Annotated in this window: 19 protein-coding genes and 1 pseudogene; 6 read left to right on the forward strand and 14 right to left on the reverse strand. The window is 55.9% G+C overall.

Annotated features, from left to right (window positions below; all coding sequences use genetic code 11):
* Positions 1–193 precede the first annotated feature (193 nt).
* From ACR0NN_RS22315 to ACR0NN_RS22325, 3 genes are all read right to left on the reverse strand, one after another.
* Positions 194–616, reverse strand: a complete 423-nt coding sequence (locus tag ACR0NN_RS22315) for a c-type cytochrome (protein ID WP_170474328.1) — start codon at positions 614–616, stop codon at positions 194–196.
* 161 nt (positions 617–777) lie between these two features.
* Complete coding sequence (locus ACR0NN_RS22320; RefSeq protein ID WP_170417767.1) at positions 778–1245, reverse strand: DUF411 domain-containing protein; 468 nt, start codon at positions 1243–1245, stop codon at positions 778–780.
* Between the two features lie 74 nt (positions 1246–1319).
* Entirely contained in the window at positions 1320–1949 is a 630-nt protein-coding gene (locus ACR0NN_RS22325; protein ID WP_170417770.1) for a cation efflux transmembrane domain-containing protein, read from the reverse strand.
* Between the two features lie 74 nt (positions 1950–2023).
* On the opposite strand from ACR0NN_RS22325, the gene ACR0NN_RS22330 reads away from it, so the two are divergent.
* Complete coding sequence (locus ACR0NN_RS22330; RefSeq protein ID WP_170417773.1) at positions 2024–2440, forward strand: MerR family transcriptional regulator; 417 nt, start codon at positions 2024–2026, stop codon at positions 2438–2440.
* Positions 2441–2649: 209 nt separating this feature from the next.
* On the opposite strand, the gene ACR0NN_RS22335 is transcribed toward ACR0NN_RS22330, so the two are convergent.
* The 10 genes from ACR0NN_RS22335 to ACR0NN_RS22380 all read right to left on the reverse strand — a co-directional run bounded on the left by ACR0NN_RS22335 (position 2650) and on the right by ACR0NN_RS22380 (position 11920).
* The gene (locus tag ACR0NN_RS22335; RefSeq protein ID WP_170417776.1) at positions 2650–3687 is read right to left on the reverse strand and encodes a hypothetical protein; all 1038 of its coding nucleotides are present in this window, start codon (positions 3685–3687) and stop codon (positions 2650–2652) included.
* Positions 3688–3774: 87 nt separating this feature from the next.
* Positions 3775–5610, reverse strand: a complete 1836-nt coding sequence (locus tag ACR0NN_RS22340; protein WP_170417779.1) for a relaxase/mobilization nuclease domain-containing protein — start codon at positions 5608–5610, stop codon at positions 3775–3777.
* Complete coding sequence (locus ACR0NN_RS22345) at positions 5607–6026, reverse strand: hypothetical protein (RefSeq protein WP_170417782.1); 420 nt, start codon at positions 6024–6026, stop codon at positions 5607–5609. Before ACR0NN_RS22345 ends, ACR0NN_RS22340 begins: the two co-directional genes overlap by 4 nt.
* A gap of 472 nt (positions 6027–6498) precedes the next feature.
* A complete protein-coding gene (locus ACR0NN_RS22350) occupies positions 6499–6699 on the reverse strand; it encodes a hypothetical protein (protein ID WP_170417785.1) in 201 nt (66 codons plus the stop codon).
* Positions 6700–7382: 683 nt separating this feature from the next.
* Positions 7383–7925, reverse strand: a complete 543-nt coding sequence (locus tag ACR0NN_RS22355; protein ID WP_170417788.1) for a hypothetical protein — start codon at positions 7923–7925, stop codon at positions 7383–7385.
* A gap of 22 nt (positions 7926–7947) precedes the next feature.
* Positions 7948–8238 carry an addiction module antidote protein gene (locus tag ACR0NN_RS22360; RefSeq protein ID WP_152460667.1) on the reverse strand — a complete coding sequence of 97 codons (291 nt, stop codon included), beginning with the start codon at positions 8236–8238 and terminating at the stop codon, positions 7948–7950.
* A gap of 5 nt (positions 8239–8243) precedes the next feature.
* Positions 8244–8537 carry a type II toxin-antitoxin system RelE/ParE family toxin gene (locus tag ACR0NN_RS22365; protein ID WP_170417791.1) on the reverse strand — a complete coding sequence of 98 codons (294 nt, stop codon included), beginning with the start codon at positions 8535–8537 and terminating at the stop codon, positions 8244–8246.
* A gap of 115 nt (positions 8538–8652) precedes the next feature.
* Positions 8653–10518, reverse strand: a complete 1866-nt coding sequence (locus tag ACR0NN_RS22370) for a ParB/RepB/Spo0J family partition protein (protein WP_170417794.1) — start codon at positions 10516–10518, stop codon at positions 8653–8655.
* Between the two features lie 218 nt (positions 10519–10736).
* Complete coding sequence (locus ACR0NN_RS22375) at positions 10737–11141, reverse strand: DUF3768 domain-containing protein (protein WP_152460664.1); 405 nt, start codon at positions 11139–11141, stop codon at positions 10737–10739.
* Between the two features lie 527 nt (positions 11142–11668).
* Positions 11669–11920, reverse strand: coding sequence for a WGR domain-containing protein (locus ACR0NN_RS22380; protein WP_170418006.1), 252 nt, complete (start codon positions 11918–11920; stop codon positions 11669–11671).
* 251 nt (positions 11921–12171) lie between these two features.
* On the opposite strand from ACR0NN_RS22380, the gene ACR0NN_RS22385 reads away from it, so the two are divergent.
* From ACR0NN_RS22385 to ACR0NN_RS22400, 4 genes and pseudogenes are all read left to right on the forward strand, one after another.
* Positions 12172–12564, forward strand: coding sequence for a GFA family protein (locus tag ACR0NN_RS22385; protein WP_152460663.1), 393 nt, complete (start codon positions 12172–12174; stop codon positions 12562–12564).
* Between the two features lie 102 nt (positions 12565–12666).
* Entirely contained in the window at positions 12667–12969 is a 303-nt protein-coding gene (locus tag ACR0NN_RS22390) for an SH3 domain-containing protein (RefSeq protein ID WP_152460662.1), read from the forward strand.
* A gap of 155 nt (positions 12970–13124) precedes the next feature.
* Positions 13125–13265 (forward strand): annotated as a pseudogene (locus ACR0NN_RS22395) (DUF6429 family protein); the annotation flags it as partial.
* A 115-nt stretch (positions 13266–13380) separates the two neighbouring features.
* A complete protein-coding gene (locus ACR0NN_RS22400) occupies positions 13381–14787 on the forward strand; it encodes a DUF7986 domain-containing protein (protein WP_174819503.1) in 1407 nt (468 codons plus the stop codon).
* Positions 14788–15269: 482 nt separating this feature from the next.
* Here the strand turns inward: ACR0NN_RS22400 and ACR0NN_RS22405 are convergent, their stop codons facing one another.
* The gene (locus ACR0NN_RS22405; protein ID WP_170417797.1) at positions 15270–15569 is read right to left on the reverse strand and encodes an MBL fold metallo-hydrolase; all 300 of its coding nucleotides are present in this window, start codon (positions 15567–15569) and stop codon (positions 15270–15272) included.
* Between the two features lie 84 nt (positions 15570–15653).
* Here ACR0NN_RS22405 and ACR0NN_RS22410 point away from each other — a divergent pair, with 84 nt between their 5' ends.
* Complete coding sequence (locus ACR0NN_RS22410) at positions 15654–16565, forward strand: homocysteine S-methyltransferase family protein (RefSeq protein WP_170417800.1); 912 nt, start codon at positions 15654–15656, stop codon at positions 16563–16565.
* Positions 16566–16836: the final 271 nt, after the last annotated feature.

Raw genomic sequence — 16836 nt, forward strand, 5'->3', positions numbered from 1 at the left:
GAACCGGACCTTACTTCAATATGCAGAGAACGGCAGGAGAGAGCCCTAACCTGCTCGTGCTGCGACTTACATATATGTCCGCTTCCGTGAAGCTTACTAGAATGGCGCATTGTCAGCTTTATGCCTGCTGAGAATTGTCGTCATAGTATCGACAGCAAAAACACTCATCAAAAACCAACAGATTGACGACAGATCAAGGGAACCCCGCACGCATATAAACGATGATCTTCCAAAGGTCTTCTTCGCTCAGCGCTTCCTTGAAGGCTGGCATGTCTGTTCCGAAGCGTTCGCCGCCCTCGGAAATTGCCCAAAGAAGGTACTCGTCCCCCGACATCGGCATCTGAACGAACCATCGTAGGAGAGCGGGAGAGGGCGCGAGCGAACGTCCGGCTTCACCATCGCCCAAACCCTCAGCTCCATGACAGCTTGCGCAGTTTTCCGTATATAGCGTCTTGCCCTCCGAAACATTCTCGGGCGTTGCACGAATGGTGCTCCGAGCCCCGCGGTAGGCTGCGGGCACGTCCTCGTTCATATACGTCCAATGTCGTTGCATGCGCTGCTGCTGGCCAGGCCCCATATTGCCGTGCCCCCAACCACGCATGTGCTCAGACCTCATGTGGTTAGATCCCATTGGCCCGTGACCCCACCAATCTCCTCGTTGTTGTTGTGCGCAACCCACTGTAGCAATGGTGATAGACAGAACGCTTAAGGTAAGAGTGCGTAATCCAAGCTTCGTCATCTTCTCCTCCTTACTGTTTCCGCTCGATGAACGTCGCCTCAGGCCGCTTCGTAACTCTTGAACACCTCGGTGCTACCGTCCTTGAGGATCAAAAACACGTCGTAGGCCTCACGACGATCTTCCGGCCCCATCCCAGGGGAACCGTAGGGCATGCCAGGAACAGCAAGTCCAACAGCACTGGGTTGCTCCTCCAGCAGACGACGAATGTCTGCAACCGGCACATGCCCCTCGATCATATAGCCATCGATCTCGCCTGTGTGGCAGGACATCATTTCTTCGGGAATGCCGTTGTCCAATTTGTGGCGGACAAGCTGTGTTCCAAAGCTGCGCTCCTCGGTAATGCGAAAGCCTTCCTGCCGCAGGATGTCGATCCAAACCTGGCAACAGCCGCAGTTCGGATCCTTGAGAACACGGACGGAAGGCGTGTCTTGCGCAAACGCGGCAAATGGTACTGTGCTGGCAAAGCCAGCGGCGTAAGTCAGTACTTGGCGGCGTTTCAGGTTCATGGCGAGAGTCCTTGGTATTTCCAACTAAATTGAGCCGATTTCGTATCATTCGAGATCAAAGGTCATAATCCACGTCAAACATGCTCATGTTCGCCAACTTCCCGACGCTCGGCGAGCGCTTGGCGCACGATCTGGAAAGCAGAGGAAAGAAACAACGTTGCCATGACCGCCGCAACAATCAGGTCAGGCCAACCGCTAGCTGTGCCCCAGACGCCTAAAGCTGCAAACATAACGGCCACATTGCCAATGGCGTCATTACGCGAACATAGCCAGACAGAGCGCACATTTGCATCGCCGTCCTTGTAACGGACGAGCAAGAGAACACTTGCGAGATTGGTCATAAGAGCGAAAAAGCCAACGATGCCCATGATCTCGGCCTCCGGCACTCCGACATAGAACACCCGGTACACGGTCGATCCAAACACCCAAAGACCCATCAGCAGCAAGCTCACCCCTTTCGCCAGAGCGGCATTGGTGCGTGCACGGATTGAAGCCCCGATCACTGCCAGCGAGATACCGTAGGTCAAAGCATCCCCAAGGAAGTCTAGAGCGTCGGCCTGAAGTGCCTGAGACTTTGCATAGTGACCGGCAGTCATCTCGACGACGAACATCACCGCGTTCAGAGCAATGACAATCCACAGCCTCCTTTTGTAGTCGTCTGATACGCCGTCGAATTTGGCGTTGTGTCCGCAACATGCTGACATTGGGAAGCCCTTTTTGTATCTGTCGTGACCATAGTGTAGTGTCTCTAGTTACTAGAGGTTCAAGAGGTATTTTCATGTTTTCTATCGGGGAGCTTTCCAAGCGCACGAAGGTCAAAGTTCCGACTATCCGCTACTATGAGGAAATGGGCCTGCTTGCCGCACCAGAACGCACCGAAGGCAACCAACGGCGCTACGATGTGGCAGGGCTAGAGCGTCTCAGTTTCATCAAGCATGCACGCGATCTTGGTTTCTCAATTGAAGCGATCTCCGAATTGATTGTGCTTCAAGGCCACCCGGATCGTTCATGCCAAGCCGCAACGGACATCGCCGTCTCACAACTTTCCGAAGTAAGAGCAAAGATCAAACGACTACGGGCTCTTGAAAAAGAGCTGGTTCGGATTTCGAAGGGCTGTGATGACGAAGGAGTGTCAGAGAACTGCTATGTGCTCGCGTCTCTTGCCGATCATAAACTCTGTCACCACGATCACTAAACTATGAGCGGACATTGCTTTAGTCCCAGCGAAAGACTGTTTTGTCCGCTTCTTGCCTATTCAAACGTGGTGCAGCGAATGCCCGGAATGTCCAAGGACAAGAGTCCGTCCCAATCGGAACAGACCCCACATTACTCCAACCCGGTGGTCTCGCTGTTCCCGGCAACACATTCACCGGCGCGAACAATCATCTATCATGTCCTCCGTGGTTAAAGACTGTGTCCATCATACTCATGGACGTGGGTAGCCTGTTCGCGGGTATGGGCAATCTCTTGCACCACGGCGGCAATCTTGCTGGATGAAACTTGGTGCAGCTCACCAACAACGGCCTCCGCGCGCTCGTAGCTGTCCGGAACGCCTTGGCTGTTGAAATGGGCGGCAGCGGTGGAAATGTCCGCGTCTTTCCAAGTCGCCGTTGTGCCGATTGAAACGCTGTCATGATCGTTGTAGCGGGCCAGGAACTTGCTTCCGTCGAGACCGAAGCTGTGCGCGGTCGCCACAATGTCATCACGCACAGCCAGCCATTTTTCGGCTTCCGTGGGGTCCAGGTTGTCCAACTCGGCCGCATTCATGGATGTGGTGTAGCTGTCATCAGCCAAAGTGTATGCCTGCAGGTCGGTGTCATATGGGCGCAGTTCGGCAACATCGCCTTTCAACTCCCCGATCTGAACGTCCATTGCGGCACGCAAGTGTGGATCTTCGACCTCTCGTGCAAGAGCCTCCATGTTCTCGATGGAGTTCACGATGTCCTTGGTCTGCTGCTCGTAGTTCTCAAAGATGGCCTCCCCCAAAGCGGATTGCATATACTGAACATAGCGATCACCGGGCGACTGGTAGTCGTCGGACTCCTGAAAATCCTTGTCACCACTCAGATCCGCAAGGGACGAATAGTAAGGGTGATACAGATCGTATTCCTGAGCATCACTCATGTGCTGAGAAACCAAAGCCTGCATATCGTTCAGATCAACCGGCTCCCCTGACCGCTCCGCAGCTTCAAATTCGATTTTGAATTCTTCGACCAGATCTTGTTGCGCAGTATGTTCGTCAACACGGCGGTTGGCCTGGTCCTCGATGTCGAAGCTGTTTGAGGCGATGGCTGCACGATCAAAGCCCATCGCCTGCTGTTCTTTCCTGATGATGTCGATCTGCTCTGAAACGCGATCTTCACGCGGGGCGGATTGATCAAATCTGGAATAGGGTGCGAAGTGTTCGACTTCGTTCAAAAGATAGTCTGTACGCGAAACCATAGTTTTTCCTTTGCGAGTTGATGGAAAACTCTGTGATGGGTCTGCCTGGGGCGTTGGCGCGCGCATCAGGCAGACCGGTTAAAGTCCTTACAAGCTGTGCCCGTCATCGTCACCGCGCCCCTGCAAGAGCGGGTGCGTTGCGTGGGCGTGAACGTCTGAAAGTTCTTCTGAGATTGCGATGATCCTGGAAGACGCAAGCTGGTGCAGCTCGTCAACAACGGCCTCAGCGCGGTCGTGGCTGTCGGGTAATCCTTGCGCCTGGAAGTGGGCCGCGGCGGTCGAAATGTCGTCGCTGCGCCATCCCATTGTTGTACCCAGGGTGACGTTCTGATGATCGCCAAAGCGGGCAACGAACGCCTCGCCATCGAGGCCGTAGCTGCTGGCCGTGTCGGTGACTTCTTTGCGGATCGCTGCCCACTTGCCGGCCTCTGAATAATCCAAGACATCCATTTCGGCAGTGCCCATTCCCATCATCGTTGAATAGCGGCGGTCCTCGATGATGAAGGCTTGAAGGTCCGGATCGTTGGTGCGCAGGTCCGCAACGTCGCCCTTCAACTCGCCAATTTGAATATCCATAGCGACACGCAGATGAGGGTCGTCAACCTCACGGGCCAGCCCTTCCATCTTGTCGATGGATTGCAGCAATTCTTTGGTCTGAGTCTGGAAGTCCTCATAGGCCCCCTTGCCCAAGGTGTCCTGTATATAGACCTCGTACCGGCGTGCTGCCGGGGCATAATCAGCGGACGACTGGAACGCCTTGTCATCGACAATATCAGCAAGGGCAGACAGATACGGATGGCTCTGTTCGTTGTCCCGAACGTCGCTGATATGGGCAACAACCTGAGCCTTCAGCTCGGGTGCGATTGTTTCCTCAGAACCGCCTAATTCGATGTGTCGCCGCAAGTTGCTCATGACTTCGGGCGACACATAAGACGGGTCTCCTGGCTCGCCGTAATCATCAAAATGATGGGCTTGATCCAGCAGATGTTCCATTCTCGATACCATAGGTTCCTCACTTTCAACGAGTTGGATGGCAAACTCTTCGATCCGGTCTTTGACAGCGTTGGCGCGCTCATCAAACAGATCCGACATTCTTGCGATGGAGAGTGTCATCACATCACCGGCCATGTCGCGGGCCGTAACTTCAACCTCCGGAGTGCTTTCAACAACAGACAGTCCGGCCTGAACCTTCCACGTGTCGGTCTCAACTTCCTGCCGCAAACCGCGCTCAAGGCGGGTCGTTGCGGTCAGCTCAATTCCGTATCCTTCGGCAACCTCAACCTGGATAGAGCGCTGAACGTCGATGTTCATGTCGCTGCTCATACCCATAGCCAACCACTGCCCATGTTCCACGCCTCGGTTATTCACAACGATGTGGACATGGGGGTTGTCAGTGTCGTTGTGGAACACGGTCAGATAGTCCCAGGTATCGCCAAAATCACCGCTCCCAAACAGGCGATCCGCGAAGTCCAAACCGGCCTCATGCGCGGCATCCGGATAGGTGCCTTCGGGAAAAGAAACGATCATGTGACGGGTATAACCATAGTTGGTTTTCCCGTTGAAATCCTCGGCCCAGGTCTCGATCAGATCACTCACCTGATCGGCATCGAGCGGGGTCACACCATTGTCGCGGATGTCCAACACGCCCTCTGCCCTGACGGTCAGGTAATTGATCTGGCGGCGCAGCTCATGCGCTTTTTTCACCCCACCTTTGCGGACGTGTTTCACAACCGCCTCGGGCTTTCCAACCACAGCACCAAGCCGCGCCTTGATGGATGAGGCCCGCGAGATCATGAACTTCATGCGCTTGGCGGTTTGCAGCTGCTGGCTGATCTGCTTGGACCGATCGATACCCTTCTGCGCTTCCCGGAAGGCTAGCTCCAGAAAGTCCCCTGCCGTCAAATTGTGAGCCGCGACGTTCATGCTTCAGATGTCCTCTCATCGTCGCGCAAGATTCGGCGAATGGCGGAGTCTGGCTCTCGGTTTCGGCGGGCCGCGGTGATCAGCGCCTTCAGGTCTTGCCGGTGCTGGATGATCGCACGATGGAGGTTTTCGACATCGCGCCGGTCGTCATCGGTCCAGATCACCGAACCGCGTTTGGCCGATTTTGCGAGCTGATTGAGGTTGGTGTATCCACCCTGAACCTGCCGCAAGTGCGTCTGCCAGAGATCGACAACGGCCGGGTCAGGATCGAGATACCCGATCAGACGATAGATCAGTCGTTGGATGATCTGGTTGCGGCTCTTGGCCCCAAGCGACTGCACGGCCTCCTCCAAACGCACCAACGCATCTGACGGCAATCGAACGGAAAAGACAGTGGTGTCGCCGGGCTTGCTCAATGTATACCTCTGGTTGTTTTTATGACTTGTAACACAACTACCTTATCCTGTCATACTCTCCAAGAGGAAACCGGGGGTGATTTTAGAAATCCGTATTTTCTCAAATTGCCCCCGGAACAGTTTTGCTCTTGGAGGCAATCTCCACGCCGGGAAAAGGGTCCTGCCCCTTTTCCAGCCAGCAGGCGTGGGTGCCGGTGGACCGGCGCAGGGCAATCACGCAAAGCGGGAGCTGCCCGAACAGCGCCCGTCACATACCGGCACGTTCAAGGTCAGTATGGCATTTTCCGCGCGCCTCAGCGCGCTCAATGTCCCGCCGCTTTCGCGGCGGGTGTGGCAGGGTTGTCTGCTGCCGCATTGGGGCAGGTCGGCACCCCTGCCCGGTCTTAGGACCGCGCGCCACCTGTGGCGCATATGTGGTCCGGCCTGCGGCCGGAGCAGAAGAAAGGGCGGCTTGCGCCGCCCTGCCCTCCCGTCATTCGGTGACGGGATCGTCATCGGTGCGCTTCGGGAAGGCCACCATCTCAACGCCAGGGAACATGCTGTGCTTGACCTGGATCGAGGTGATGGTGCCGGTCTCATCGGTATTGACGAAGAGCACCCCGCATCGATCCCAGAATGTCTTGCCTTCTTTTTCACCGGTCTTGACGCTCAGTTTCAGAGTTTGAGTTGCCATTGTTTGATCCTCGCTATGGCGTGTTTCGATGAACAAGGGAAAAGCGGGCATCAAGGGGATGTCAGCAGGGAATTTGATCCGCGCGGAATGCGCCGCAGGCGCAGGGGACATTCCTTGTTGAAGCGCGGCGCCCGGCCCGGGCGCCGCGCGTCTTCCCCGACTGCCCGCTTATGTTCATCCCTTCAGAAACACCGCAGCCGAGGATCTTCTCCGGCAACGTACTTGAAACTGTCAGACCTGGTGAAAGGCAAGGCTTTCTGGGATCGCTGCGCGCGGAACATCTGAACAAAACGATGTCTTTGATGGCGGCAACATCACCTCGATCCGACACAGGCGCGGCGCTCAGTTCTAAGTTGGGGGTTGCCCTTCTGGGTCGGTATGACCGTCGTCGCAAAGGATGAAGAATGACGGACGGTGCAAACCGCCCTATCCAACTGGCGGAGGCCAAAGACCGGACGGTCCGGCCCTGGTCCGTGCTTGTGCGGATCAGGTAAACAGCCGGACTCAATTTGGATTGGCGGGTTCGGTAGGACGCCCCGGTAATCCGCAAGAACTCTCTCAAGCGCTGTCGCGGGGCGAGACCGGCGCACGGGCAGATACAGTGATGAGTACGCCAAGAAAAAGGCCCACCGAAGCGGGCCACGAGTTTAACCAAAGGAAAATCTGGAGGTATTCTTTACAGGCTAACGCTTGCGCGCGCGATCGACAACACCGTCAGCTGTGATCGTGGCAATGCGATCCTCTGTGCGGCGGGTCATTTCCACCCCGTCACCCGTCATATGCGCCTCGGCAAATTCCGTGAACTTGAAGATGCTGCCATCTGCTTCAACATGGGTTTCGTCCTCTGCCGAGCGCCGCTTCACCGATCCGTCATGGCGGATTTCGATGATCGTGTTGTCGGCCATTCGGACCGTCACGGTATGCTCATCTACAGCGACACCCTGCCACCAGGCATCTGCATCGCGGCGCACAACAATGCGGTTTGGGTGCAGCTTGATCTGCACGTCCTGTACCTCGTCCGGATCAGCGGCTTTGACGACCACGATGGCCTCCTGCGCGCTGGGATCACCATGGATCGACGCGCTCCCGTTTTTTGGCGGCCAGAGCTTCGGCTGTGTGCGCGGCTTGCCCTTCTGGTCTGTATGAAACCCGACGAACATCTGCGCGGATTTCCAGACGCGGCGGGCGGCTTTTTCAACCGTAGACGGAGCTGCATCGGTGGACATGGTGGATAGCCTTTAAAGTGGGTTAATTCACGTGCATTTTCGGGGTGAGCGTCACACCCACAGCGCTCAGCACTTTCAGCACCGTGCCAAACTCGGGATTGCCATTTTCGCTAAGTGCGCGGTAGAGGCTTTCCCGAGACAGACCAGATTTGTCGGCCACACTCGACATACCTTTGGCCTTGGCAACATCGCCAAGTGCCGACGCGATCAGCGCCGTGTCGCTGGTTTCAAAAGCCGCTTCAAGATAGGCTTGAATGGCTTCCGGGCTGTCCAGATAGTCAGCCGCTTCAAACTTCGTTGTTTTGACACCCATGTTTTTCACTCCAACTCTCTTGCCATCGCCTTGGCGGTTTTGATGTCGGCTTGCTGGGATGACTTGTCTCCCCCGCACAGCAAAACGATCAAAACGTCACCGCGCGACACATAGTAAACGCGATACCCCTTCCCTTCGGAGATACGCAGTTCACTCACACCTTCACCAACCGGTTTCACATCACCGGGATTGCCCAGGCTCAACCGCGTGATGCGAACCAAGATCCTGGCTCTCGCCCTTTGGTCCTTCAGGCCCTTGAGCCACTTGTCGAACAGGTCCGTCTTACGAATTTCTATCATACCTATATGTAGCCTACAGGCTACAACCTTTCAAGTCAAAACAACCTATACCATTGAACTAAAATCAAAAATCATTGCTGAAAAGCAGGGCGCGTTGCGCCCTGCCCTGCCAGTTTCAGAAGCAATCCGGCACCCATGCATCGATCCGGGCTTTCTGTGCCTCGGTCACGCCCAGTGCCTTTTGATGCTCTGGATCATTGAAGAGCTTGTGCAGCGCCTCGTTCTTGGCACCCTTTTTGGATTTCGCGAAGGCTTTGAACATGTCGGCGTCGATGTGCAGGTCCAGCAGGTCTTTGTAGAGATCATCCAGCTGCCAGCCTTTCAGACGCTTGAAGCAGTTTTCAGCCGAAGGGGTCCAGATCGCGCGCATGTCAGCCTCGATCTCAGCCTCGATCTCCGCCATGAACTCCGGGCGTTGGGTCAGAAACCGCCGGGCCAGAAAACCCGTGATCTCACCATTGCGGGTCTTCTTGCCCAGATCGCGAAACGCTTTGAACGCTTCCACGCTGCCTTGTGCGGCAATCTCGTGGAACTGGTCATAGGCTGCCTGTGCCGCTTCATCCCGTTCTCCGCCAAGACGCGGGTCGAGGATGAACTGGTCATCGATCTCGGGTGTGTTCCGCTCGGCACCACCATAGCCAAACCCAAACAGATTGCTGCTCAGACCGGAGGCCGGGGTGGCAAAGAAAGCAAACAGGCTCAACACATAATCAGGCTTGTCCAGCAGGGCCGTTTGAACCGCTGCCAGCCGGATCGCCACCATGTCGTCGATGAACTTCTGCGAATAAACTGGTTTTGGTTCTTCCTTGATCTCCGGTTCTTTGACCGGGGCCAGAACACCAGCCTCAATGGCAGCCTGAACATGTTCCGCCGCGACATAGGCCGGGGATGTTTTGATCTCGCCATTGTTGGTGACATAGACAAACACGCCGGACAGCTTGCGCTGCGCGTCAGAATAGAACGGCGCCGTATAGTCCTCAAGCGCGGCCAGCTCCTTTTCACCATCCGCGTCCAGAGCCTCACCCTCATAGAGTTCGGCAAGTTCGTCATACCGTTCGGCCTGTCCTTCGGTGAAGTCCCGGCTCACCATGTCCAAACGGTGCATGTCTTTCGTACCCGAGAACCCATAGGGAATGTAGCTTTCCTCATGGGTGTCCACCCAGTCCCAGCCTTCCGCGTCGCGCAGTTTTTCCGCTTCTACCGCCAGTTTCTCGGCAAACAGACGATCCAGTAACGCGCCTTCATTGAATAGGGTTTCATCGGCAAACAGATCAGCGGTGACGGTGCCGCCCGCCTCAACATAAGCCTTCTGCCCGACAAATACGGCCTTGCGGCTAGTGCTGCTAACAGCCTCCGACGTCAGTGCCTGTTTGACATCATGCTCACTGAACCACCGACATTCTTTGGCCCGTTCCAGAACCTCCAGAATTTTCTCTTCTTCGGTGCTGACGGTCATGGCCTTGGCCAGCCCCATGCTGATCTCACCGGCTTTGAGCGCATCCAGAACGGCGGCGGGCAGACTGGCAAGCGCGAGGCGGCGGCGCACATGGGATTCGGTCACGCCAAACGCATTGCTGATCTTGGCAATAGACAGAGATTTCTCGGCCATTTTGCCATAAGCACGGACCTCGTCCACAGGGTCCAGTTCTTCACGGGCGGTGTTCTCCGCATTGGCCCATTGCTCAGCCACGAAGGGATTGTCCGTGACCTTAACGGGAACCTGTGCCAGATCAGCGCGCTCAGTCACGGCGATGTTCAGAGCCCGTAGGCGGCGACCACCGGCAACGATTGCGACTTTGCCATCGGTATCGCGCAACCCGCTGAGGTTCTGGATCAAGCCACACATAACCAAACTGTCGGCCAGAAGTGCAATACCTTCCTCACCAACCTCCTGTCGTGGGTTGATGTCAGACAGGTAGAGATCGGACAGGGATACGGTTTCGATGGTTTCCGGTGCGGTGAATGTTTCGACTTTGCTCATGGGGCAAATCCTTGTTTGAGTGTTTGAGATCGTGTTAAGGGTGCCCTACCCCTTCCGGGGTAGAGCGGAGCCGTTTAGATGGCTGCGTGTTGGATCAGGAAGCGGCGCGCGATGTGGAAATTGTCGCCCTTCCTGATTAGCGCCCACGCTTCTGCGATACGTTGCTGCAAGATTTCATTGCTCATGGTGTTCACCTCCTTTCCGGTTTGGGATTGAGATCAGTATTCGCTGGGGCACATGATGGTCAGAACGCGGCGCGTCACTGACGTGTCAAACGGCCGGTCGGACCCATACGTGTAGTCCGTGTCGTAAAGATCGATCTTCCAGAACAGCTTCTGGTCACGGACTGTCACCGCCCCAAAGGTGTGATCGCCATAGGGGTCATTGCCCTCGTCAAACTGGTCATCCGACGCCACCGCTGCCAAAGCTGCAGTCTGGAACTCCATCCCTTCACCTGACACGCCGGGCGTGACAAATACCTGACCCTGAATTCCCTTAGAATGCATCTCGATTGCCGCAGTCGGATCGATCAGCGCTTTCCGAAATAGGTCATTCTGGGTCGCAATCTCTGCCGCCTGCAGGCTGGTGTCAGTGTCGATGTCTTTTGTCTTTTCAATGTCCAAAACCGTCTCTCCTTTTGTGGTGCGACCTCTGGGGTTGATCCCCTTTGGTGCTGGTTTTGAGCCGAGCCCTGAAAGGGCGTCGTCTCTAAAACCTGCCCCGTGGCGAACGCGGAGAGGGGCGAGACAGGACCAATCGACAAGAGTGGTGCGGCCCGCAGCGCAGGCGCGCGAGGACACGGTATTGTCTATTTGTCTTGTCCGAGGGGGGAGGCCGCGCCTTCCCCCTTACGGAAGGTAGCGTTTGGCTTGTCCAAATCCCGCCTGACCCACAAGGAAAGGACAAAGGATCTCTGATCCTGCGTGAGCGCAAAAGGGACCGTCACCCGAATGGGCAGATCACCACGGCATGGACCGACCATGACCCAAAGCCCCTGCCCCGGCTCGCAAGAGACGGGTCAGGGGCTACTGGGACAGGGAGATCATTCTGGGGTGTTCTGGGTGGAAGCCGATACGTCGGCTGAAACCTAGAGCCTGCTCACGAGCCGAAAGGCTCGGGATTTGCCACAGAAACAGACTGCAGCCCGAAGTCACTCACCGACCGGAACATACCCTCGACGGAGCTTTTGCTTTTCGAGATTGTGGAGCGCTTCACTAGCCAGGGCTTCGTCATCATACGTCACCATCATGGCTTGCCCGTTCGTGCCAATACGCCCCCAGGTACGAAGCACTGAAACCTCCCCAAACAACGTCGGCTGCAACTCGATGCCATAGAACCGCGCCATGTTGATCTCAGGGTCCACATGGATCAGGTGCACAGGTGTGGTGTCTGTCAGCTCCATGACGCGATTGTCGATCAATAAAGCTCGTCTGTCCAATGACTTTGCTGGAACAGTCAATTGGCAAGGATTCAGAACCGTGATGAAAACATTCGACAACTCAATCTGTCTGATGCTTGCCTCGTACCCATCCAGGTACAGGAGCTCATATTGGCACCATTCCACATTCCGCTGCTGGAACCGTTGTGACCACTGGCCAGAGTAGGTACGGTTTTCTCATATCTTGCAAAACGAAATAGAAGGATGAAGGCAACGTGGCTGAAATCTTGGAAGGCGGATGTTTTTGCGGTGAGGTTCGATACCAGGTCACTGGCAGCGCAGTAATGCAACTCATGTGTTTTTGCAGTGATTGCCTATCGATGACCGGAACGGACGGTTATGCCGGGTACATGATAAAGTCGGAAGACCTGCAGCTGCTGAAAGGCAAACCACGGACCTTTGAGAAGACCTCAAAGGAAGGTCGACCTGTCATCAAGCATTTTTGTGGCACCTGCGGATCAGGCCTGTGGGGCGTGACAGCCTTCGGATTGACGAGCATTGCGGCTGGGACATTGGATGAGCCAAACAACTTCAAGCCAACGAGCAAGGTTTTTGTGAAAGATGCCCCCAACTGGGCCAGGGTTCCCCACCATTTGGAAGAAATGTAGCGTTTGAAGCTTTGGTATCACCTACATTTCTGTCTTGGAGTTGTTCCTCTTGGTGACCCGAGTTGCTACGATTGTCGTTGAGGCAATAAGCAGGACATCGCGATGCGCAATGCAATCTTTTTACCCCTAATGGCTTTGTTCCTGGGGGTCGTCATGGACGTTAAACCGGCGGCGGCCGCGTCACTCGGAACATATGAGGTTTTTGGCGTCGAAGACGGTGACATGCTAAAAATGCGCAGTGGGCCTGGAACAGGGTTCAATGTGATCGTTGGTCTTCCAAATGGAACCGCACTACGAGTTCACGGCTGTGAGCAGACCGGTGGCACCCGTTGGTGCCGCGTCTCTTTGGAGCGCGCGCGCAAGCTTAAGGGATACGTCTCTTGGGCATATTTGCGGAAAATCTAATACGACAGCGATCAGCACCACCATCTTTTAGCAATCATAGAATACCGGCGGAAACGCCCTGACGAATCCACTAGTTGGGCTCACACCCGTCGTCGAAGCGGCTCGCAACATCCCCGAATTCGCTGGGTTCAGGACGGCCCTAAGGCTTTGACTGGGGAGCGCTTGATCGCCTGCACCGTAACGGATTGATCCTGGACCCGGTTGGAAAGGCAAAATCGGTGGTACTGACCGATGAAGGCCTGCGCCGCTCCGAAAAGCTTTTCACAGAGCTTTTTGGGCGGGAGCCAAAGACATAGCATTCGCCATGACAAGTCCCTCCATGTAACGCAGGTCTGCATACGCGTGTGGGCTGGCTGGCGGTTGCAATCTGCGCTAAATCGCCCCTGTCCGGCAAACAGGGAGAAGCTGAAGATGACAACGGGGAACGATCTTGGTGGGCTCATCGGGTTTATCACCCGTGACGAGATTTGGCATGAGCGGCTCGCTGATGTGTTGGACGAGCATTTTCTGCCAGCGCTCGAGGCCTTCGATCTTGAGTTCGAGGATCTGGGCGACTTGCTGGGCGAGGATTGGCCGATGGTCCTGTGGGGTGGTGGCCTGGAAGATTTGCTGGGCAGGACATTCGGAGCGGACGCCGAAAACGCTGCGGATGCTTATCTGAAAGGGAGCGGTTCCAAGGAGAGTGCGCAGACCCGCGCCTATATCAAAGGATTGCGGGACGCGTCGGTCAGCCTTTATGAGGTGAGCGAGGTAGACCCCGGCAGATCCATGGTCTTGCGCAACATGCTTTCGGACGCAGAGCCGGTTACCGTCCGGGAACACAGCGCGACGCAGATGCTGCAGCGATGGGATCGCATCGCAGCTCGGGTTGTCGCACAGGGGGATTATAACGTGATCTCGGGGGCGCTGCTCCCATTCGACCCCGACACCGTCGCGTTTTTTGAAGACGGGCTCCGCTCCGTGTTGAAATTGAACCCCGACGTTGAACTGAGGCTGACACAGGATCAGCTACACCGTTCCGCACCCCTCTTCACCAATGCCTGGCTCTTCGCACATCTGCCGAACCTACTGGATCCGGAACCACCACAAATCAGCAACAGCGATGGCGACAACCTGCTCTTTCACGACATGCGCTTCCCCCTCGCCAGCAAAGTGACGCAAAGCCAGGTATCTGAAAAGCTAACACAGTCCGCAGAACTCGTGATCTCAGGCCAGAAGGATTGGACCTGGCTTGACCTCGACACCCCGTCCGGCACCAAGCACGGCACCGGCCTCGTGTTGGACAAATCAATGTCAGGGGCCTCCGTGCTTGGGTCCCTAGATCTGAAAGGTCGGACACTCACACTTTCTGTGAGCTCTACAGCGCGCGCTGAACGCGGCGAAGCCCTGGTCCGGGACCTCCTGGGCGACCTGGTGAAATCTCCGCTGACATCAATCCAGACCGCCGAACAGATGATGGCGGATGACAGCACGAGTAACGGAGTGGCAGAAGAAGAGGACATCCCCCGTGCCCTTGCCCGTCAGATGGCCCACGAATATCTCGAACAGCATTACCGCGATACGCTTGACCAGCCGATTCCTGCCCTGGATGGCAAGACCCCGCGCCAGGCCGTTCGCAGCACGGCGGGCAGGAAGAAAGTCATAGACTGGCTGAAGACAATCGAAAACCGCAGCGCGCGCCAGACCGGCTCTCCGGTGGCTGAGTATGATTTCGGCTGGATGTGGGACGAGCTTGGTCTGTCAGACTACCGAAATTGGACCAGCGATGGTTCTTGCAAAAACCGTTCCAAAGCTTCGCCTCCTGAACCCATCGACTAACCCATGTTTTCCCGGCTGCGTCTTGCAGAGATGTGGCAAGGGTTATGCTGTCGCTGCGCGTCCAGATGGTTTGCCTCGTGACAGCTGGGGCACAACAAAATTTCAGTCTCCGTGGACACACCGGTTTCATAATCGAAACAGTACTCTTGTCCACATATTTCCAGCACCTCTCCACTCTTGGCCAGTTCCGAACTTGTCACCTCGCAGTGATCACAAATTCCGTCCAAGAGAGCTGATTGGAGTTCAGAAAGAACCACTGTTTTCTGAAAATTGCACACTCTGTCACTCATAACTGCTTCAGGCTTTCACAAAATGGTGAAGAGAGAAAGCTTGTGAAACAAGAATTCAAGGGAATGTGACATAGCCCAATGGGTTCGAGATTTAGTTTCGCCGATCATTGCCTGTAAGCTGCGCGGCGCGTCGAACTTTCACGTCAGCCGCCATCCCACAACAGACCCGCGCACATCAAAATACAACCTGGGCTAGTCCTCCCAGCGAAACGCGTCGTTGTCCGCCTTCACCCGACCAATAGACGGCAAAGCGAAGTGGTTTCCCAGCACAATACATCCCGTTTCCGAGGCGCTTTCCAACAGTTTCCGACGGGATGTCACGGCCATCTCAGCATCGGAATCAAACATAAAATGCCACTCGGGATGCCAGCACTGGGCGGTTGTATGGATTGCATCACCTGTAATCAGAGCGCGCCGGTCGCCACTGGTGATTTCGACCGAGACATGACCTGGTGTTTGGCCTGGCGTGGGGATCAGAGTGACGGAATACACCCTGTCGCAGTCCTAAGGTTCACAGGAGGCCCGAGACAAAGTAGGTTTCTTGTGCAGAGGTAACGGCAATAGGCGTGGATCAGAATGGCGCGACAGCTCCCACTCGAAGGTAACAAGCCCTTTCTGGTTTACGCCGGCACTGGCACCGACCTGATTTTCAATCATGGAATTGAGCTTCCCGGTTTCGCGTCGTTTCCATTGCTGGAAGAACCTGGCACCAGGGTGATACTGGCCGGTCAAATGCAGGCTCTTGTCGATCTGGCCCGTGAAATGAATGTCGGATGCATCCTTGATGCGCCCACATGGATGGCGAACGCCGACCGGGCAGCGCCCTTGGGGTACGATGCAGAGCGGCTCGCCGAAGTAAACAAAGATGCGGTCAGTCTAATGGAAGACGTGCGCCAAGCTGCCGCTCGCGATGATGTACTGGTGTCGGCCTGCATCGGCCCGCGCCATGATCCTTACGCCGACATCCCGCCGGTACCCGTCGAAGATGCACGTCAATACCACGCCGCTCAAATGCACAGCCTGAAAGACACAAGCCTCGATCTGGTCACCGCTTATACATTCAACCGCCCAAGCGAGGCAGCGGGATGCATCCTCGCCGCCCGGGACGCTGAACTGCCGATCATCATGTCTCTGGTTGTTGAGACAGACGGGTGCCTGGCAGACGGGACCAAACTTGTGGACGGAATTGACCAGATCGACGCAGCAACCGACTCGGCGGCGCTGTTTTTTATGGTCAACTGCGCTCACCCTACCCATTTCGCCGGAGCGCTTGGCAACCACCCCCGGCTGAGAGGCCTTGTGGCGAACGCTTCGAGTTGCTCGCATGCGGAACTTGACGAAGCAGATGAGCTGGACGAAGGCGATCCAGCTGAACTTGGTAAACAGATTGCCGCGATTGCGAGGCAGAATCCGTCGATCCAAGTATTTGGAGGATGCTGCGGTACCGACATGCGCCATCTGAAATCGATGATCAGCGAACTAGCATAGCCAACTTGGTTCAATCTGAGCGATAACGCTGAGATCTAAGGTGATCCCGTAATTTCTTTCCACAACTTGTTAGGAGATCGGCCCTTTGCTGCCGTTGACCGAGGGCGCGCATCGCTGCGGTGCGGCCCACCAGACCGGACTTTAGCTGCGACTGCGAAATCCAGCGATCGACAAACTCACGCATCGCGGACCAAGTGTGAATTCGCCGCGCTTGTCGCGATGGCAGCTCGGTGCGCTTCGCTGACGTCAGAACAAGCGTGAAAATGTATCG

The sequence above is a fragment of the Ruegeria sp. BA2 genome, from assembly GCF_056539605.1.